Source organism: Intrasporangium flavum, from assembly GCF_001956915.1.
Classification (GTDB): domain Bacteria; phylum Actinomycetota; class Actinomycetes; order Actinomycetales; family Dermatophilaceae; genus Monashia; species Monashia flava.
Genome location: NZ_MLJO01000023.1, coordinates 1 through 15,116, shown reverse-complemented (window position 1 = coordinate 15,116; position 15,116 = coordinate 1). Strand labels below are relative to the sequence as shown.

Sequence of the window (15,116 nt, the reverse complement as noted above, 5' to 3'; positions counted from 1 at the left end):
TGTCTGGACGGGTGGCCGCCTCTGGGTGCGACCACCTCATAGAACGATCGTTCTACGGTAGCGACTCCCGGCGCCCCTGACCAGAGTCCGACGCGCACCGGCCTGCGTTAGCGTGACGACGTGACCGACGCGCCCCACGCCGCGACGCCTCCCGCCCCGGACCCGGGGTCCCAGCCCTCGCGCGCCCCCGGCCGCGACCGGCTCCTCGAGGCCGCCTCCCGCCTCTTCTACCGCGAGGGCATCAACGGCGTCGGCGTCGACCGGATCCTCGCCGAGGCCGGCGTCACGCGGGCCACCATGTACCGCCACTTCACCGGCAAGGAGGCGCTCGTCGCCGCCTACCTGCAGTCCGAGGACGCCACGATCCGCGGGTACTTCACGGCCGCCGAGTCCGGCGGCCGCACGGCTCGGGAGCTGCTCGAACGCGTCGTCGACGCCGTGGCCGACGACGTCAGCAGGTACCACACGCGCGGCTGCCCCTTCATCAACGCGGCGGCCGAGTTCCCTGACGCCGCAAGCCCGGTGCGTCACATCGTCACCGCACACCGCACGTGGTTCCGGCAGACCCTGACCGACCTCGCGCGCGCCGCCGGGTCACCCGACCCCGAGGCCATGGCCGCAGCCCTCGTGCTGCTGCGCGACGCCGCGCTCGTCGGGGGCTACCTCGACGGCGTCGACGTCACGGCGCCGGCCTTCGTCACCACGGCTCGCGGCGTCGCCGGGCTCGACGCGGCCGACTGACGACTCGGACTGACGGACGCGTCGACCCACCGGCCCGCGCACGTGAGGACGACACTTCTCCCATGGGTATGGACGAGGTCCTCGACGTGATCCGGTCGCTCGACGGCGTGCTCGTGCTCTCGCCGGAGCCGGGCAGCGCGTTCCCCGAGATCGCGTGGGGCGACCACTTCGCCTACTTCGCACCCGACGGCGTCGTGCCGGCCACCCAGCCGTTCGCGACGCTCGTCACGAAGGACTACCCCGACGACGCGGCCTCGCGCCTCGACCCACCCGGTCGGTGGCGACTCAACGTCCACGTCGGCGCCCGCGTCTTCGAGCAGCTCGTCGGCGAGAGCCCACGCGCCTTCAGCGAGCGCACCGACGCGGGTGCGGCCTTCGATTTCGCGGCGTCCGACGTCGTCCTCCCGCACCCGGTGTACGGCTCGCTCGGCTGGCTCGCGGTGGTGACGCCCGGGGAGCGCACGCTGGCCCTCGCGCTCGGCCTCGTCCGGGAGGCCCACGCCGACGCCCGACGCCGCGCCGAGCGACGCCACGGGGACGCATCCGTCCCCGACTGAGCCGAGCAGCACGGCGACGGAGACCGCGGGGTCCTCACGATCTCCTCGACCTGCGCGCGGCCCAGCACCGCACCTGCCGGTCAGCAGAGGACCTGGATCACGGCCTCGCCGGCGTCGTCGGCCGACAGGTAGAACTCGCGCAGGCGTTCGTAGGACGGGCCGAGGTACTCCTCGAAGATGTCGTCCTCGTCCCAGATCATCGGGTAGATCCCTGCCTCGGTCATGGCCGGCGCGTCCATGCGGCCTCGAAGCGTCGGCGCGTCGAGCTCGCGCAGCGCGGCGGCCACCGTACCGACGTCGGACGGCGAGAGGATCCGCGCCGGACCGTAGCCGACGTCGTCGCCGACGGGCTCGCCGCCGAGGATGACGGCCGACACGACCGCGGGGGTCGCGTCGTCCGAGCCGGTCAGCAGCCAGTGGATGGCGTGCCACGCCTTGTCGACGTCGACGGAGGTGGGGTCGTCGGCCTCGAGGAGCTCCTCGACGCCGCCAGGGTCCTCGCACAGGGCACGGGCGGTCTTGGCGTCGCGGCGGAAGGCCGTCCAGACCATGCTCACTGGTCGAGGCGCTTCCACGTGCCCTCGGACACGACCTCGACGGCGCCGTCGACGACGCTGATGGCCGTCGCGTCGTCCATCGCGTAGGCCGGCACGCCGAGCCCGGCGGCCCAACGCTCGGCCTCGTCCATCGTGTTCTCGGGCATCCACGGGTGGTCGAGGTGCGGGAAGATCGAGAAGTCGACGACCCCGAGCGCTTCATCGCCACCGCCGGGCGGCTGCCACCGGACGAAGTCGGGGCCGATGCGCGGCGTCATGACCATGCTGCCGGCGCTGACCCCCACCCAGACGCCGTCGAGGCTCGGCAGCAGGTCGGCGAGGCCGGACTCGCGCATCCAGTGCGCGAGGTACAGGGCGTCGCCGCCGTCGACGAGCAGGCAGTCGGCGTCGCGGACCCACGGCACCCAGCGGTCGGCGTCCATCGTCGGCAGCGCCGTCAGCTCGAGCACCCCGACGGACTTCCACCCGAGGTCGGTCATGCGGGAGGGGGAGCGGCCGGCGATGAACCGCCACGTGTTCTCGGGCGGCACCCCCGGGTGGCCGTAGTTGGCGGTGGGGATGCACAGCGCGGTGCTCTCGGCGACCGGCTTGCCGAGCATCGCGACGAGGGCGTCCTCGATGCTCGGGTTCGAGATACCGCCTGAGCTGAGAAGAAGCTTCACTGCCACCTCCATGGGATCGATGCCGCTCGTGAGACTAGCCGCGCCTGCCGACGCCTGGGGTGTCCGCGGCCGCGGTGTCGTCAGGGCGCCGCGCGCGTCGGGCCGTCCATACTCGGGCCATGGACGCCGAGACCTCCGAGCCGCCCTTCGGCCCGTTCCGCCGGGTGTCGTGCGCGGACCTGGCCGACCTGCTCGCGCCGACAGCGGACGAGGGCCCCGGCCTCGTCCTCGTCGATGGCCGCTCCGGAGCGGGCAAGAGCACCTTCGCCGCCGCGGCCACGCGGGCCCGCGGTGGGCAGGTGATCGCGACCGACGACGTGGCCTGGCACCTGCATCCGAGCGACTGGGCGGCCGAGATGCTCGACGGCGTCGTGCGGCCGTGGCTGGCCGGCGAGGCCGTGCGCTACCGGCCGCCGGGCTGGGTCAGCCAGGACCGGCCCGGGCACCTCGAGGTCCCGGCCGGGGTCGACCTCGTCATCGAGGGCGTCGGCGCCGCGCGCCACGAGCTGGCACCCTTCGCGCGGCTCGTGGTCTGGGTGGCCTCCGACGACGTCGAGGCGCGCCGCCGCGGCATCGAGCGGGACATCACGCTCGGCCGAACGCGCGAGGAGGCCGAGGCGTTCTGGGACGAGTGGATGTCGGCCGAGCGGCCGTTCCTCGAGGCCGAGCAGCCGTGGACCCGAGCGGATCTCGTCGTCGACGGCACCGCCGCCTCCGACGGGGCGACCGGGCACGTGTCGGTGACGGACGGGCCGCGCCGTCAGCGGTCGGCGCTGTAGGCGAGCGCGACGGTCTTCGGCACGACGAGCCGCCAGGCGTCGATGACGATCTCGCGCATCCGGTCGGCGTCGATGGCGTCGAGGCGCACCTCGACCCAGTTGAACCGCAGGTCGCTGCGACGCGGCATGAGGAAGACCTCGGGCTCGCTGGCGACGAGCACGTCACGCTCCTCGCGCGGGAAGGCGAACCCCATCTGCGTCTCGTCGGCGGAGAACGCGAGCCACACGGTGCGCCCGACCCGGAACTTCACGCGGTCGCGCACGAGCACCTCGTAGGACCTGGGCAGCAGGTCCGCGACAGCCCTCACCTCGTCGATGGTCACCGGCACGCCTTCCACCCTGCCACGCCCCCGCGACTCTCGACAGCGGCGGGGCCCGCGCGTAGCGTGAGCGCGTCGCGACCCCGACGGCTGTCCGGGCGGGCTGAAACGTCGACTCCCACCATCACGGTCCCAAGGAGCGACGCCATGACGTCCGACAACCCGTTCGCCCCGATGCGCGAGCGCCTGCTCGCCTTCCTCGACCGGCTCGGCGCCGTGCTCGCCGAGCGCGGCGACGCCGTGGCCCTGCTCGGCCTCGGCTCCGTGGGGCTCGACCTGCACCGCATCGACGAGCACTCCGACGCCGACTTCTTCGTCGTCGTCGACGACCCGACCGCCCTCGAGCGCTACCTCGCCGACGTCGACTGGCTCGAGGCCGCGCAGCCGGTGGTCTGGTCGTTCGAGAACAGCGGCGCCGGGCGCAAAGCCCTGCTCGCCGACGGGCTCTTCGCCGAGTACGCCGTCTTCACCCTCGCCCAGATGGACACCGCCGGGTACCCCCCGGGCCGCATCCACTGGAGTCGGGCCGACGCTCCCGCCGGCCTCGACCGGCCGAAGGTGCCGGTGCCGCAGCCGCCGTCGCTCGACCACGAGGTGGGGGAGGCGATCACCAACCTCTACGTCGGCCTGCACCGCGACCTGCGCGGCGAGCGCCTGACGGCCACCCGCTTCATCCAGGGCTACGCCCTCGACCGGTGGGTCACGATCCTCGACCACCTCGGCCTGGGCACCGGGACGCGTCAGGACGTGTTCGTCGTGGACCGCGGCGTCGAGCGCCGGTTCGGCCCGGACGTCCTGCCGCTCGCCGACCTGCTGCCGGGCTACGAGCGCAACGCCGACGCGGCGCAGACGCTGCTCGGGCTCCTGGAGGCTCACGTCGAGCTCGACCCGACCATCGTCGACGCCGTCCGCGACCTCATCGTGCGGGTCCGCGCCGCGAGGGCGGCGGACGCGGCCGACGCGACCGACGCGTCCGGTCAGAGCTCGAGGGCGTAGACGAGGAGGCACAGGTCCTCGATGGGGTTCCAGTCGCGCTCGGGCACCCGGACGAACCCGAACCGCTCGTAGACGCGGTGGGCGGCGTGCATCATCGGCTGGGTCGACAGCACGATGCGGCGCCGCCCCAGCGCGCGCGACCGGTCGATGCACTCCTTCACGAGCGCGGTCCCGACGCCCTGGCCCCGTCCTTCGGGGGCCACGGCGAGCGTGCGGAACTCGGCCTCGTCGGGGCCCGCGATGTCGGCGAACCGCCCCTGCGACCCGACGAACGTCACGCCACCGAGCACCGTGCCCTCCGGGTCGACGGCGACGAGCACCTCGGCGTGCTCGGCCCGCGAGGCCACGTCACGCAGCACCGCGAGGTACGGGTCGCCGGCGCCGAAGTCGAGCAGGCCGTCGTCGAGGTAGGCCGCGGCCGTGAGGTCGCCGAGCCGGGCGAAGTCCTCGGGCCGGGCGGCGCGGATCGTGAAGGACATGCCGGGAGTATGCGGTGCTCGCCGGACACCTCGCACCCGGGTATCGCGCAGCGGCCCGACGCGACGCGTCCCGTCCCGACGCCGCTGGCCTCAGTGCGCGTTCGCGTCAGGAGTGCGCGGTTCCGCGGCAGGTGCGCCGTGCAGCGCGCACGGGTGAGGCAAGCGCGCACTCCTGCGGCCGACGCGCACCGCGGGGTGGGGCGCACCGGCGTCGGGCGGTTGTGCCGTTCTTGCGCCGTTCTTGCCGTTTCGCGACCCGGTCCCTTGCACGGCGGCCGGGAGAGTGGTCGCCATGAACCCGGTGATTCTCGGTGAGGCGACCTCTCTGGTCGCCGCGTGGCCGCTCGTGCTCATCGGCCTCGTCTTCGTCTCGCTCGTCGGCACGGCCTTCGTCCGCGGTGGCCACCGTGACGAGACCCCGCAGGGGTGGCGCGGTTCCGCGCAGACCCGCACGTGCCGCACGGCCGGGCACCGCTACGTCAAGGACGCCGCCGGCTGGTGCTGCTCGCACTGCGGTGACGAGATCCACCACGACACGCCCGCCCGCCGCACCGTGCGCGAGGCCGCCGGGGTCTGAGGCCCGCCCGCTCGCGTTCGCTCGCGTCCGTTGCGGACGCGGGTCAGGCGGCGAGACGCCAGGCGAGGACGCCGAAGAGCACGCCGAGCGAGTTCGTCGCCCAGTGCATCCCGACGCTCGCGAACACGCTGCCACTGCGGCGGCGCAGCTCGCCGGCGACGACGCCGCCGAACGCCGTGAAGAGCACGGTGCCGACGATGACGGCCACCTTGGCCCACGGGCCGAAGGCGGCGAACGCGTCGCCGATGGCGGCGTTGCCGGTGGCCGAGGCCGCGGCCGGCAGCACGTGCCACAGGCCGAAGAGCATCGAGCTGCCGAGGAGCACCTGCCACATCCGCGCGTGCCGCGACAGGAAGCCCCACAGCACCGAGCGGAACGCGACCTCCTCGAGCAGCACCGTGCCGAGCGGGATCATGACGAACGCCGTGAGCAGGGCCGACGCCGGCGGCAGGTGGTAGCGGGCGTCGAGGAAGGCGCTGCGCGTCGACGGCATCAGGATCCCGGCGAGGTAGACGAGCCCGACGACGCCGATGACGCCGAGGCCCCACCGGATGCCGCGGGCGTGGGTGCGGCGGGCCAGGCCGAGCTGGTGCCAGGTCAGGCCCTGCCAGCGCGCGAACGCGATGAGCACGGCCGCGCCCACCGGGCCGAGCCACATCGTGTCCCAGCCGAGCAGGTGGTTGGCGAGGTTGACGCCGACGAGGGCGAAGACGACGGCCACCGTCGAGGCGAGACGGGCGCGCCGGCCCCGGGCGATGAGCCGGAGCCGCCGGGCGCGGACCACCTCGTGCGAGTCGTGGTGCCCGCGGTGGCCGTGGCGTCGGCGCGAGGCCTGAAGCGCCTGCGGCGCCTGCTGCGACGGGAGCGCGGAAACGCCGTCAGCGCGGGGTGCGGCGACGGCGTCGGTGCTCAGGATCGGGGTGGTCATCCCTTCAACCATGACACGGATTCCTGTGTCCGTTCTGTGCTTCGTGCACCGCGAGTGACCCGTTCCTCACCCACGGGCCACGCAGGTCACACGGGTCTCACGCGTGCGGGGCCACACCCGGACGAAGCGGGCGGAAGGCCACCATCGGCAGCTGCGCGACGAGCCGTCGCCGGGCCTCGGGGGAGCCGTCGTAGCGCCATCCCGCGAGCGAGGACAGGTAGGGCCGCAGGGCCGGGCGCAGCACCGGGTGGCGCCGCTCGTAGCCCTCGAGCACGCCGGCCGCCTCCTCGACGTCGAGCAGCCGCACCGACGCCGGGCGGGGCCCGTGGGCGAACTCGACCCGCGCGGAGCCGGCCGCGCGGACGTTGCGCAGCCAGTCGGCCCCGTGCCCGTAGCCGGCCATGACGACGGCCTCACCCGTGACCGGGTCGTACTGGAGGGCCTCGACCACCGCCGTGTACGTGCGGCCCGAGCGACGCCCGACGTGCTCGAGCCGGAGGAACCGGTGCCCGAGCAGCCGACCGAGACCGTGGTCGTAGAGCGCGTTCGGCGCCGCGTAGAGCGCCTTGAGCCAGGGCGGGATCGACGGGGTCGCGGCGGCCACCTGCGGACCGGCCCTCAGCGTCGGCGCAGGATCAGCCCGCGGACGTACTCGGCCTGCCCGAGGTGCTTGGCGGCGTCGTCGAACACCGACACGATGCGCACGCCGACCGTGACGGGCGGGTCCCACCGGTCGTCGATGACCTCGGCGTAGCGGTCGGCGTCGAGTCCGTCGAGCAGCGCGAGCGTCCGCGCGTGCACCGCGCCCTGGTAGGCCGCGAAGAGAGCGGGGTCGGCGACCGTGAAGGCCCCGACGTCGTCGCTGCTCATGCTCCACCCGTGCGCCTCGGGCGCGTAGGGCAGGTCGAACCGGTCGACCCAACCGTCCTCGAGCCACGCCGGGCCGCCGCCCGCGAGTCCGGCGACCTGGTCGTCCTGCTGGCGGGCGAGGTGCCACACGAGCCACGCGACGTGGTTGGCCTCGGGGTCGGGGCGCCAGAGCAGCTCGTCGACGGACAGCCCGTCGACGACGTCGGGGACGCCCTCCTGGATGCGGCCGAAGCCGTCGACGAGCAGGTCGTGGGCGGTCTTCGTCGAGTCGTCTGCCATCACCCCAGCATGCACCCGCGCGCCGACGCCGAGGCCCGCCGCGCGACGCGCGGGAGGAATCCGGACGTTTCGCCGTGCGTGTATCTGCCCGCGGCGCAGCGCCTCTGACTCCCCGATGCCCGCCCCGCACGACCCCGTGGGGCGGGCACCCCGACACCACACCGAGGAGCCAGAGGAGCCCCAGCATGACCATCGACCTCACCACCCCCGTCGACGCCGACGGCGCGACCGAGCAGGCCACGAGCCTCGCCGGCCCGCGTCAGGGTGCGGTCCCGCTACCCGTCCAGCTGCCCGTCCAGCTGCCCGTCCACCGTCCCGGCGACGCAGGCTACGAGGCGGCCCGCCTGCCGTGGAACGTCGCGGTGGACCAGCGTCCGGCCGCCGTCGTCGTGCCGCGCACCGTCGCCGACGTCCAGGCCGCCGTCCGCGCCGCCGCCGCCGAGGGGCTCCGCGTCGCGGCGCAGAGCACGGGCCACAACCCCGGCCCGCTCGTCGCCCAGGGCCTGTCCGACGTCGTCCTCGTCCGGATGCACGAGATGCGCGGCGTCAGCATCGACCCGGTGCGTCGCACCGCCCGCGTCGAGGGCGGCGCGATCTGGATCGACGCCACCGAGCCGGCCGCCGACCACGGCCTCGCCGCGCTCCACGGCAGCTCGCCCGACGTCGGCATCGCCGGCTACACGCTGGGTGGCGGGATCGGGTGGTACGCCAGGAAGCTCGGCCTCGCGTCGAACAGCGTCACCGCCATCGAGCTCGTCACCGCCGACGGTGAGCACGTGCGTGCCGACGCGTCGGAGAACCGCGAGCTCTTCTGGGCGCTGCGCGGCGGCGGTGGCAACTTCGGCGTCGTCACGGCGATCGAGTTCCGCCTCTACCCGATCGAGACGGCCTACGCGGGCATGCTCGTGTGGGACGTCCGGCACGCCGACCGCGTCGTGCGTCGCTGGGCCGAGTGGGCCGCCGACGCCCCCGACTGCGTCTCGACGTCGCTGCGGCTGCTCAACCTGCCGCCGCTGCCGATGATCCCGGAGCCGCTGCGCGGCCGGTCGCTCGTCGTCGTCGACGGCGCCGTCGACGACTGCGACGCCCAGGCCCGGGCCGTGCTGTCGCTGCTGCGGGGCCTCGGCCCCGAGATCGACACGTTCGACCGGGTGCCGGCCCGCGCCCTGCCGCGGATCCACATGGACCCCGAGGGCCCGACGCCGGGCGTCTCCGGCTCGGCCATGGTCGGCACGATGACCGACGCCGCCGTCGACACGCTGCTCGAGCAGTCCGGTCCCGACTCGGGCACCTCGCTGCTGTCGACCGAGCTGCGCCAGCTCGGCGGGGCCCTGGGCCGCCCGGCCGAAAACGGCGGCGCGTTGACCCACCTCGACGCCCAGCACGCGCTCTTCGCCGTCGGCATCGCGGCCACGCCCGAGCTGGCCGCGGCCGGCCGGGCCGACGCCGACCGGCTCGTCGCGGCGATGCGCCCGTTCGAGTCAGGCCGGACCTACCTCAACTTCGCCGAGGAGCCGACCGACGTGCGCAAGGCCTTCGACGAGCTGACCTGGCTGCAGCTCAAGGGGATCCGGTCGGCCTACGACTCGGACAACCGCTTCGTCGCCAACCACCGCGTGCCGAGACTCTTCGAGAACGGCCGCGTCAGCGACTGACGTGACAGGGGCGGAGCGGACGCGGTCGGCCTACGCTCGGGGCATGGCCCTCGACGTCGACCGCGTCCGCTCCCACTTCCCCTCGCTGCGCTCGGGCGTGGCCCACTTCGACGGACCGGGCGGCTCGCAGACGCCCGAGGTCGTGGCCCGCGCCGTCGCCGACACGATGACGTCCTCGATCTCCAACCGCGGCACCGTGACTCCGGCCGAGCGCCGCGCCGACGGCGTCGTGCTCGAGGCCCGCGCGGCGATCGGTGACCTGCTCGGCGCCGACCCGCGCGGGGTCGTCTTCGGTCGCAGCGCCACCGAGCTGACCTTCCACCTGGCCCGGACCCTCTCGACCGGCTGGGGCCCCGGCGACGAGGTTGTCGTCTCGCGCCTCGACCACGACGCCAACGTGCGCCCCTGGGTGCTGGCCGCGGAGGCTCGCGGCGCCACGGTCCGCTGGGTCGCGTTCGACCCGGCCACGGGCGAGCTCGACGCGTCGGACGTCGCGGCTGTCGTGTCCGACCGGACCCGCCTCGTGGCCGTCACCGCGGCCTCCAACCTCATCGGCACCCGGCCCGACCTGCCGGCCATCGCCGACGTGGCCCACGACGCCGGCGCACTCCTGTGGGTCGACGGCGTCCACGCGACGGCGCACGTCTCGACCGACGTCCCGGCCTCCGGCGCCGACTTCTGGGTGTGCTCGCCGTACAAGTTCCTCGGGCCGCACCTCGGCACCCTTGCCGCCCGGCCCGAGCTGCTCGAGACGCTCCACCCGGCCAAGCTCGTGCCCTCCACGGACGCCGTCCCGGAGCGCTTCGAGCTCGGCACCCTGCCCTACGAGCTGCTCGCCGGCACCACCGCGGCGGTCGACTTCCTCGCGACCCTCGACGGTGCCGCTCCCGACGCGTCGGGAACCCGCACCCGTCGGGAGGCGCTCGTCGCCTCGTTCGCGGCCCTCGAGGCGCACGAGGACGCCCTCCTCGCGACGCTCGAGGAGCGCCTGCGCGCGGTGCCGGGCCTGACCGTGTGGAGCAACGCCAAGCGGCGCACGCCGACGCTGCTGTTCACCGTCGACGGCCTCGACCCGCAGGCGGTCCGCGCCGGCCTGGCCGAGCGGGGCGTCAGCGCGCCCGCCGGCCACTTCTACGCCTGGGAGTGCAGCCACCACCTCGGCCTCGGCGCGGGCGGTGGCGTCCGCGCCGGGCTCGCGCCGTACACGAGCACCGACGACGTCGAGCGCCTCGCGCGCGGCGTCGAGGAGATCGTCGGGGCCGAGCGGTGACGCGCCCGGTCCCCGAGTCGCCGGGCCCCGGCCAGGAGTCGGTCTGGGACTACCCGCGCCCACCCGCGCTCGACGCGTCGGGCGAGCTCGTCGAGGTGCAGCTCGGCGGCGTCGTCGTGGCCCGCACCCGTGCCTCGCTCCGGGTGCTCGAGACGAGCCACCCGCCCACCTACTACCTGCCGGTCGACGCGTTCGTCGACGGCGCGCTCGTGCCCGTCGAGGGCCACACGGTGTGCGAGTGGAAGGGACGCGCGTCCTACTTCGACGTCGTCGGCGGCGACCGTCGCGCCGCGCGGGCGGCGTGGACCTACCCCGAGCCGGTCGACGCGTACGCCGCGCTCTCCGGTCACGTGGCCGTCATGCCGGGGCTCGTCGACGCGTGCTTCGTCGACGGCGAGCGGGTGCGGCCGCAGGAGGGCGGGTTCTACGGCGGCTGGGTGACCGACCGGGTCGTCGGCCCCTTCAAGGGCGGGCCCGGCACCTGGGGCTGGTGACCCGGTGACCCGGCGCGCCGCCGGAGCGCCAGCCGTCCTCGGCCGCTCGCTCTGCGTTGCTCCACCACGCGAGCCACGCCGCCCTGCCACCGGGACCGGCTCGTGTGGTGGAGCAACGCAGAGGCGCGTCGAGACGCCCGCCCGCCCTCAGAGGTCCGGTCGGCAGGAGCCGCGACCCAGGATCGCGAGCCCGCGGCGGTCGCCGTCGGCCGGGCCGGACACCGCCCCGCCGGACTCCCACATCAGCTCGGAGGAGTCCTGCACGTGCCCGAGCCCGAGCACGTGCCCGATCTCGTGCTCGACGACGGCCCGGGCCGAGTCCCGGCGGCCGGCCGTGAGCAGGGCGGTCATGGGGTCGCGGTCGAGCCACACGGCGCCGGTGACGTAGACGAGCAGGCCGTCGCTCGCGGCACGCGGCGTGCTGCCGCCGAGGCCGATGGCCCCGCCGGCGAGCCCGGGGACCTCCTCGGGCGTGGCGAAGGACAGGTAGACCGGCGCCCAGCGGTCGCCGTAGCGCTCGGGCTGGTACGGGTCGCGGTCCGGGTCGGGCGCCTCGTCGGTCAGCCCGTCGTAGACGAACTGCAGGCCCGAGGCCTGCGACATGACGGCGGCGGCCTCGCGCACCAGGGCCTCGCCCCCCTCCGGGAGGCCGACGCTGCTGACGACGAAGTGGACCGGCCGGCAGGGATCGTAGGCGACAGGGTGGCGGCCATCGGCCTGCAGCTGCATGAACGCGTACCCGCCGCGCCCGCCCGGCGCCTTCGGCGGGGCGCCGATCGGCGCCTGGGCCGCGCCGATGCCCGCCGGTGGGTAGTCGGGCCCGAAACCGTGCCGTGGGTCGAAGGGCCGGGACTGCCACAGCCACGGCACGACGAGGGCGAGGAGCACGACCACCGCAACGCCCGCGAGCGGTACAGGTCGTCGCCAGAAGGGCCTGTCGCCCTCCCGACCCGCCCGGTGGCGGCCGGGCGCACGACGACGGAACCCCTGACGCATGACCCCGACTCTGCCGAAAACCGCGCCGGATGTCCTGCTGACTCGCCCCCGGCCCCCGCCACCGGCGTCCGGGCCGGGCGGGCTGCGGGTCCACAACCGCATCGGCTAGGTTCTCCTGTCCGTGAACCTCTTCGACGCCGTCCACGACCGCGTCGTGCCCACGGCGGGCCACCTCGCGATCGGCACCACGAGCGTCCTGGTCGTGCTCGGCGTCGCGTTCGTCCTCGTCGCCGTCGAGCCCCTGTGGCGCGTCGTCCGGCTCGTCGTCACCCTCGTGCACGAGCTCGGCCACGCCGTCATCGGCGTCCTCGTCGGCCGCCAGTTCACCGGCTTCGTCCTCCGCGGCGACATGTCCGGCCACGCCGTGACCCGCGGGCCCGCCCGCGGACCCGGCCGCGTCGCCTCGACGTGGGCCGGCTACCCGGCGCCGGCACTGGTCGGCGCCCTCATGGTGTGGGCGGCCGGACGCGGCTGGTCCGCGCCGCTCATCACGGCCGGCCTCGTCATCCTGCTCTTCGCCCTGGTGCGGGTGCGCTCGGCCCTCACCGTCGTCGTCATGCTCGTGGCGATCGGCGGCTCGGCGGCGCTGTGGTGGTGGCGCGACGACACGCTGCAGGCGCAGGTGCTCATCGGTCTCGGCGTCGTGCTGCTCGTCGGCGCGTGGCGCCACCTGCTCGCCGTGCTCGCCGACCGCTCGGGCGCGAGCGACCCGGCGGTGCTGGGCCAGCTGACCCACCTGCCGCGGATCCTGTGGAACCTGACGTTCGTCGCGGTGTGCGCCCTGGCCACGTGGGTCGTCGGCGTCGAGGTGTGGTCGGCGCTGTCCTGACGCCGCACCGAACGCGGCACCGCCCGCCGCGCCTCAGTTGAGGTTCGGCGGCGAGGACGGCGGGTTGGCCACGGCCCCGAGCGTCGCCGCGAACTCCTTCTCGCGCCGCACCAGCTGCAGCCCCAGGCGCAGCCGCGACTCGGTGTCCACGCACTCGAGCAGCCGCTGGCGGTCGCCGACGTCGAGGCTCACGGTCTGCGGCACCGAGTACGACAGCAGCCGGTCGTCGTCGGCCAGCTCCAGCTCGCTCGCGCCGACCGTCGTCGCGAACGACACGAGCGCGGCCCGCAACCGCGCGGCGAGCTCGGCCACGGCCACGGCGTCGCCCTCGACCTCGTCGAGCCACGTCACCTCGCCCGTCGCGTACGGCGTGCCGGCCTCGGCGTCGACACCGTCGAGACGGAACCGCCGGGTTCCCTCCGAGACGACGAAGAACCGCTCGTTCTCCAAGGCCGCGGCCTGGGTCAGCAGCGCCGCGCAGCCGATCGGGTGCAGCGCCCGGACGCCGTCGTCGCCGACCTCGTAGCCCTCACGGATCGCGACGACCCCGAACACCGGCGAACGCTCCTCCTGCCCGGCGAGCAGGTCGCGCAGCAGCGCGACGTAGCGCGGCTCGAAGATCTGCAGCGGCAGCCGCGCCCCGGGCAGGAGCACGGTGCCGAGCGGGAAGAGCGGCAACGTCGCCATGCCGCCAGCCTAGGTTCCCGACGCGGGCGCGTCAGGCCGGCGCATCCGGCCTGCCCGGGCTGCGGTGCCCACGGAGCCGCCCGACCCGTCGGTCAGCGAGCCGCTTCGGGCTCGTCGAGCACGTCCAGGGGCATCGCCTGCGTGGGCTCCGGCTCGTCCTCGACGGCCTGACCGGTGATCGCCTGCGCGAGGCCCAGCGCGAGCCCGACGACCTCGTGGTCGCCGAGGCCGAGCCGGATGGCGAACTCGGCCGCGTTCGTCGGACGCTTCTCCGGATCCTTCTGGAGGCAGTCGGCGATGAGCGCGCGCAGGTCCTGGGGCACGGAGTCGGGCAGCGGCGGGGGCGGCTCGTTGACGTGCGAGAGCGCCGTGGCGATCGGGGTGCCGCGGTCGAACGGACGCTGGCCCGCGAGCATCTCGTGGCCCACGACGCCGAGCGCGTAGAGGTCGCTCGATCCGGTGGCGGCGTGGCCGAGGGCCTGCTCGGGGCTGATGTAGTTCGGCGTGCCGAGCATCTCGCCGTGCTGGGTGTGGCCCGAGGCGTCGAGGGCGCGCGCGATGCCGAAGTCGGTCAGCTTCACCACGCCGTCGGGGCGCACGAGGATGTTGGCCGGCTTGACGTCGCGGTGCACGACGCGTGCCTCGTGGGCGACACCGAGGGCGAGGGCCGCCTGCCCGAGGATCGAGCGGACCTCCATCGGCTCGAGCGGCGCGCGCTCGGCGAGGATCTTCGACAGCGGCTCGCCGTCGACGAGCTCCATGACGAGGAAGGCCAGGCCGTCGTCCTCGCCGTAGTCGAAGACGGTGGCGATGTTCGTGTGCATGAGGGCGGCCGAGTGCACGGCCTCGTCGCGGAAGCGGAGGGCGAAGAGACGCTCGTGGTCGGCGTCCGGACGCATGATCTTGACGGCGACGTGGCGCTTGAGGACGTCGTCCGACCCTTCCCAGACGTCGGCCATGCCACCGGAGGCGATGCGCCGCACGAGGCAGTAGCGCTCACCGAGGACGAAGCCTTCGTGGAGACGGTTCATGGGGGTTGGCACCCGGGCCTTTCGGACGGAAGGTGCACGTCGTTCGACATCTCAGGGGGCCTTCGTCCGAGTCATGGTAGGTGACCTGGACGGGTGCTTGAGAATTTCACGTTCGTGACCGGACACGTCGCCGACCCCCGTTCAGCGACCGGGTCAACATACCCCGCGGGTCCGGCCTTCAACCGCCCGAAGCATCACCTTTCGCCCCGGTACCGCTGGCCGCCCGCGGCAACCCACCACGTGGTCGCTCGTTGCGGTCTCCGACGCCGCTGCGCCGCGCCAACGCACCATCTGGCGGCTTGTCGCGCCGGGCGCGAGGGGGGACTCCGTCGTTCGGATCAGGCCTCGTTCCTCGGCCGCCTCCCAGCTCCTCCTCAAATCCCGGTGGACGCGCACGCGATGACGAAGG

Annotated in this window: 19 protein-coding genes; 9 read left to right on the top strand and 10 right to left on the bottom strand. The window is 74.3% G+C overall.

What is annotated here, in order from left to right; translation table 11 throughout:
• Positions 1 to 120: 120 nt before the first annotated feature.
• Positions 121 to 741 carry a TetR/AcrR family transcriptional regulator gene (locus BIV28_RS16590; protein WP_076263644.1) on the top strand — a complete coding sequence of 207 codons (621 nt, stop codon included), beginning with the start codon at positions 121 to 123 and terminating at the stop codon, positions 739 to 741.
• Between the two features lie 62 nt (positions 742 to 803).
• A complete protein-coding gene (locus tag BIV28_RS16585) occupies positions 804 to 1,298 on the top strand; it encodes a DUF6194 family protein (protein ID WP_076263643.1) in 495 nt (164 codons plus the stop codon).
• An 80-nt stretch (positions 1,299 to 1,378) separates the two neighbouring features.
• Here the strand turns inward: BIV28_RS16585 and BIV28_RS16580 are convergent, their stop codons facing one another.
• Both BIV28_RS16580 and BIV28_RS16575 read right to left on the bottom strand, forming a co-directional pair.
• Positions 1,379 to 1,849 (bottom strand): YfbM family protein, encoded by a 471-nt coding sequence (locus BIV28_RS16580; protein ID WP_076263642.1) that lies wholly within the window; start codon positions 1,847 to 1,849, stop codon positions 1,379 to 1,381.
• Between the two features lie 2 nt (positions 1,850 to 1,851).
• The gene (locus tag BIV28_RS16575; protein ID WP_076263641.1) at positions 1,852 to 2,517 is read right to left on the bottom strand and encodes a Type 1 glutamine amidotransferase-like domain-containing protein; all 666 of its coding nucleotides are present in this window, start codon (positions 2,515 to 2,517) and stop codon (positions 1,852 to 1,854) included.
• Positions 2,518 to 2,636: 119 nt separating this feature from the next.
• On the opposite strand from BIV28_RS16575, the gene BIV28_RS16570 reads away from it, so the two are divergent.
• Positions 2,637 to 3,296, top strand: coding sequence for a uridine kinase family protein (locus BIV28_RS16570; RefSeq protein ID WP_076263640.1), 660 nt, complete (start codon positions 2,637 to 2,639; stop codon positions 3,294 to 3,296).
• Here BIV28_RS16570 and BIV28_RS16565 read toward each other — a convergent pair.
• Entirely contained in the window at positions 3,278 to 3,619 is a 342-nt protein-coding gene (locus tag BIV28_RS16565; protein ID WP_242653100.1) for an MmcQ/YjbR family DNA-binding protein, read from the bottom strand. The two genes, BIV28_RS16570 and BIV28_RS16565, sit on opposite strands and share 19 nt — an antisense overlap.
• A 144-nt stretch (positions 3,620 to 3,763) precedes the next feature.
• Here BIV28_RS16565 and BIV28_RS16560 point away from each other — a divergent pair, with 144 nt between their 5' ends.
• The gene (locus BIV28_RS16560) at positions 3,764 to 4,612 is read left to right on the top strand and encodes a hypothetical protein (protein ID WP_083707441.1); all 849 of its coding nucleotides are present in this window, start codon (positions 3,764 to 3,766) and stop codon (positions 4,610 to 4,612) included.
• Here BIV28_RS16560 and BIV28_RS16555 read toward each other — a convergent pair.
• On the bottom strand, positions 4,594 to 5,091 hold the full coding sequence (locus BIV28_RS16555; RefSeq protein WP_076263638.1) for a GNAT family N-acetyltransferase: 498 nt from the start codon (positions 5,089 to 5,091) through the stop codon (positions 4,594 to 4,596). The two genes, BIV28_RS16560 and BIV28_RS16555, sit on opposite strands and share 19 nt — an antisense overlap.
• Positions 5,092 to 5,383: 292 nt before the next feature.
• Here BIV28_RS16555 and BIV28_RS16550 point away from each other — a divergent pair, with 292 nt between their 5' ends.
• Positions 5,384 to 5,668 carry a hypothetical protein gene (locus BIV28_RS16550; protein WP_207556048.1) on the top strand — a complete coding sequence of 95 codons (285 nt, stop codon included), beginning with the start codon at positions 5,384 to 5,386 and terminating at the stop codon, positions 5,666 to 5,668.
• Positions 5,669 to 5,711: 43 nt separating this feature from the next.
• Here the strand turns inward: BIV28_RS16550 and BIV28_RS16545 are convergent, their stop codons facing one another.
• From BIV28_RS16545 to BIV28_RS16535, 3 genes are all read right to left on the bottom strand, one after another.
• Entirely contained in the window at positions 5,712 to 6,596 is an 885-nt protein-coding gene (locus BIV28_RS16545) for a CPBP family intramembrane glutamic endopeptidase (protein WP_083707440.1), read from the bottom strand.
• Between the two features lie 97 nt (positions 6,597 to 6,693).
• The gene (locus BIV28_RS16540) at positions 6,694 to 7,200 is read right to left on the bottom strand and encodes a nitroreductase family deazaflavin-dependent oxidoreductase (RefSeq protein ID WP_076263636.1); all 507 of its coding nucleotides are present in this window, start codon (positions 7,198 to 7,200) and stop codon (positions 6,694 to 6,696) included.
• 14 nt (positions 7,201 to 7,214) lie between these two features.
• Positions 7,215 to 7,745 carry a mycothiol transferase gene (locus BIV28_RS16535; RefSeq protein ID WP_076263635.1) on the bottom strand — a complete coding sequence of 177 codons (531 nt, stop codon included), beginning with the start codon at positions 7,743 to 7,745 and terminating at the stop codon, positions 7,215 to 7,217.
• Between the two features lie 185 nt (positions 7,746 to 7,930).
• Here BIV28_RS16535 and BIV28_RS16530 point away from each other — a divergent pair, with 185 nt between their 5' ends.
• Genes BIV28_RS16530 through BIV28_RS16520 form a run of 3 tightly spaced genes read left to right on the top strand, consistent with a single transcriptional unit; the run spans position 7,931 to position 11,164 of the window.
• Positions 7,931 to 9,400, top strand: a complete 1,470-nt coding sequence (locus BIV28_RS16530; RefSeq protein WP_076263634.1) for an FAD-binding oxidoreductase — start codon at positions 7,931 to 7,933, stop codon at positions 9,398 to 9,400.
• Between the two features lie 43 nt (positions 9,401 to 9,443).
• Complete coding sequence (locus BIV28_RS16525) at positions 9,444 to 10,670, top strand: cysteine desulfurase-like protein (protein WP_076263633.1); 1,227 nt, start codon at positions 9,444 to 9,446, stop codon at positions 10,668 to 10,670.
• Positions 10,667 to 11,164, top strand: a complete 498-nt coding sequence (locus BIV28_RS16520) for a DUF427 domain-containing protein (RefSeq protein ID WP_076263632.1) — start codon at positions 10,667 to 10,669, stop codon at positions 11,162 to 11,164. Before BIV28_RS16525 ends, BIV28_RS16520 begins: the two co-directional genes overlap by 4 nt.
• A gap of 147 nt (positions 11,165 to 11,311) precedes the next feature.
• Here the strand turns inward: BIV28_RS16520 and BIV28_RS16515 are convergent, their stop codons facing one another.
• Positions 11,312 to 12,058, bottom strand: coding sequence for a matrixin family metalloprotease (locus BIV28_RS16515; RefSeq protein ID WP_083707438.1), 747 nt, complete (start codon positions 12,056 to 12,058; stop codon positions 11,312 to 11,314).
• A gap of 223 nt (positions 12,059 to 12,281) precedes the next feature.
• Between BIV28_RS16515 and BIV28_RS16510 the strand changes: the two genes are divergently transcribed.
• The gene (locus tag BIV28_RS16510; protein ID WP_076263630.1) at positions 12,282 to 12,989 is read left to right on the top strand and encodes a M50 family metallopeptidase; all 708 of its coding nucleotides are present in this window, start codon (positions 12,282 to 12,284) and stop codon (positions 12,987 to 12,989) included.
• A 33-nt stretch (positions 12,990 to 13,022) separates the two neighbouring features.
• Here BIV28_RS16510 and BIV28_RS16505 read toward each other — a convergent pair whose 3' ends face one another.
• Positions 13,023 to 13,676, bottom strand: coding sequence for an LON peptidase substrate-binding domain-containing protein (locus BIV28_RS16505; RefSeq protein ID WP_076263629.1), 654 nt, complete (start codon positions 13,674 to 13,676; stop codon positions 13,023 to 13,025).
• 92 nt (positions 13,677 to 13,768) lie between these two features.
• The gene (locus BIV28_RS16500) at positions 13,769 to 14,707 is read right to left on the bottom strand and encodes a serine/threonine-protein kinase (RefSeq protein ID WP_076263628.1); all 939 of its coding nucleotides are present in this window, start codon (positions 14,705 to 14,707) and stop codon (positions 13,769 to 13,771) included.
• Between the last annotated feature and the right edge of the window lie 409 nt (positions 14,708 to 15,116).

Excerpts from the sequence above, each read along its gene's own strand:
- BIV28_RS16505 (WP_076263629.1), bottom strand. The coding sequence starts at position 13,676 with ATGGCGACGTTGCCGCTCTTCCCGCTCGGCACCGTGCTCCTGCCCGGG.
- BIV28_RS16535 (WP_076263635.1), bottom strand. The coding sequence starts at position 7,745 with ATGGCAGACGACTCGACGAAGACCGCCCACGACCTGCTCGTCGACGGC.
- BIV28_RS16525 (WP_076263633.1), top strand. The coding sequence starts at position 9,444 with ATGGCCCTCGACGTCGACCGCGTCCGCTCCCACTTCCCCTCGCTGCGC.
- BIV28_RS16570 (WP_076263640.1), top strand. The coding sequence starts at position 2,637 with ATGGACGCCGAGACCTCCGAGCCGCCCTTCGGCCCGTTCCGCCGGGTG.
- BIV28_RS16560 (WP_083707441.1), top strand. The coding sequence starts at position 3,764 with ATGACGTCCGACAACCCGTTCGCCCCGATGCGCGAGCGCCTGCTCGCC.
- BIV28_RS16500 (WP_076263628.1), bottom strand. The coding sequence starts at position 14,707 with ATGAACCGTCTCCACGAAGGCTTCGTCCTCGGTGAGCGCTACTGCCTC.
- BIV28_RS16530 (WP_076263634.1), top strand. The coding sequence starts at position 7,931 with ATGACCATCGACCTCACCACCCCCGTCGACGCCGACGGCGCGACCGAG.
- BIV28_RS16545 (WP_083707440.1), bottom strand. The coding sequence starts at position 6,596 with ATGACCACCCCGATCCTGAGCACCGACGCCGTCGCCGCACCCCGCGCT.
- BIV28_RS16580 (WP_076263642.1), bottom strand. The coding sequence starts at position 1,849 with ATGGTCTGGACGGCCTTCCGCCGCGACGCCAAGACCGCCCGTGCCCTG.
- BIV28_RS16550 (WP_207556048.1), top strand. The coding sequence starts at position 5,384 with ATGAACCCGGTGATTCTCGGTGAGGCGACCTCTCTGGTCGCCGCGTGG.
- BIV28_RS16555 (WP_076263638.1), bottom strand. The coding sequence starts at position 5,091 with ATGTCCTTCACGATCCGCGCCGCCCGGCCCGAGGACTTCGCCCGGCTC.
- BIV28_RS16585 (WP_076263643.1), top strand. The coding sequence starts at position 804 with ATGGGTATGGACGAGGTCCTCGACGTGATCCGGTCGCTCGACGGCGTG.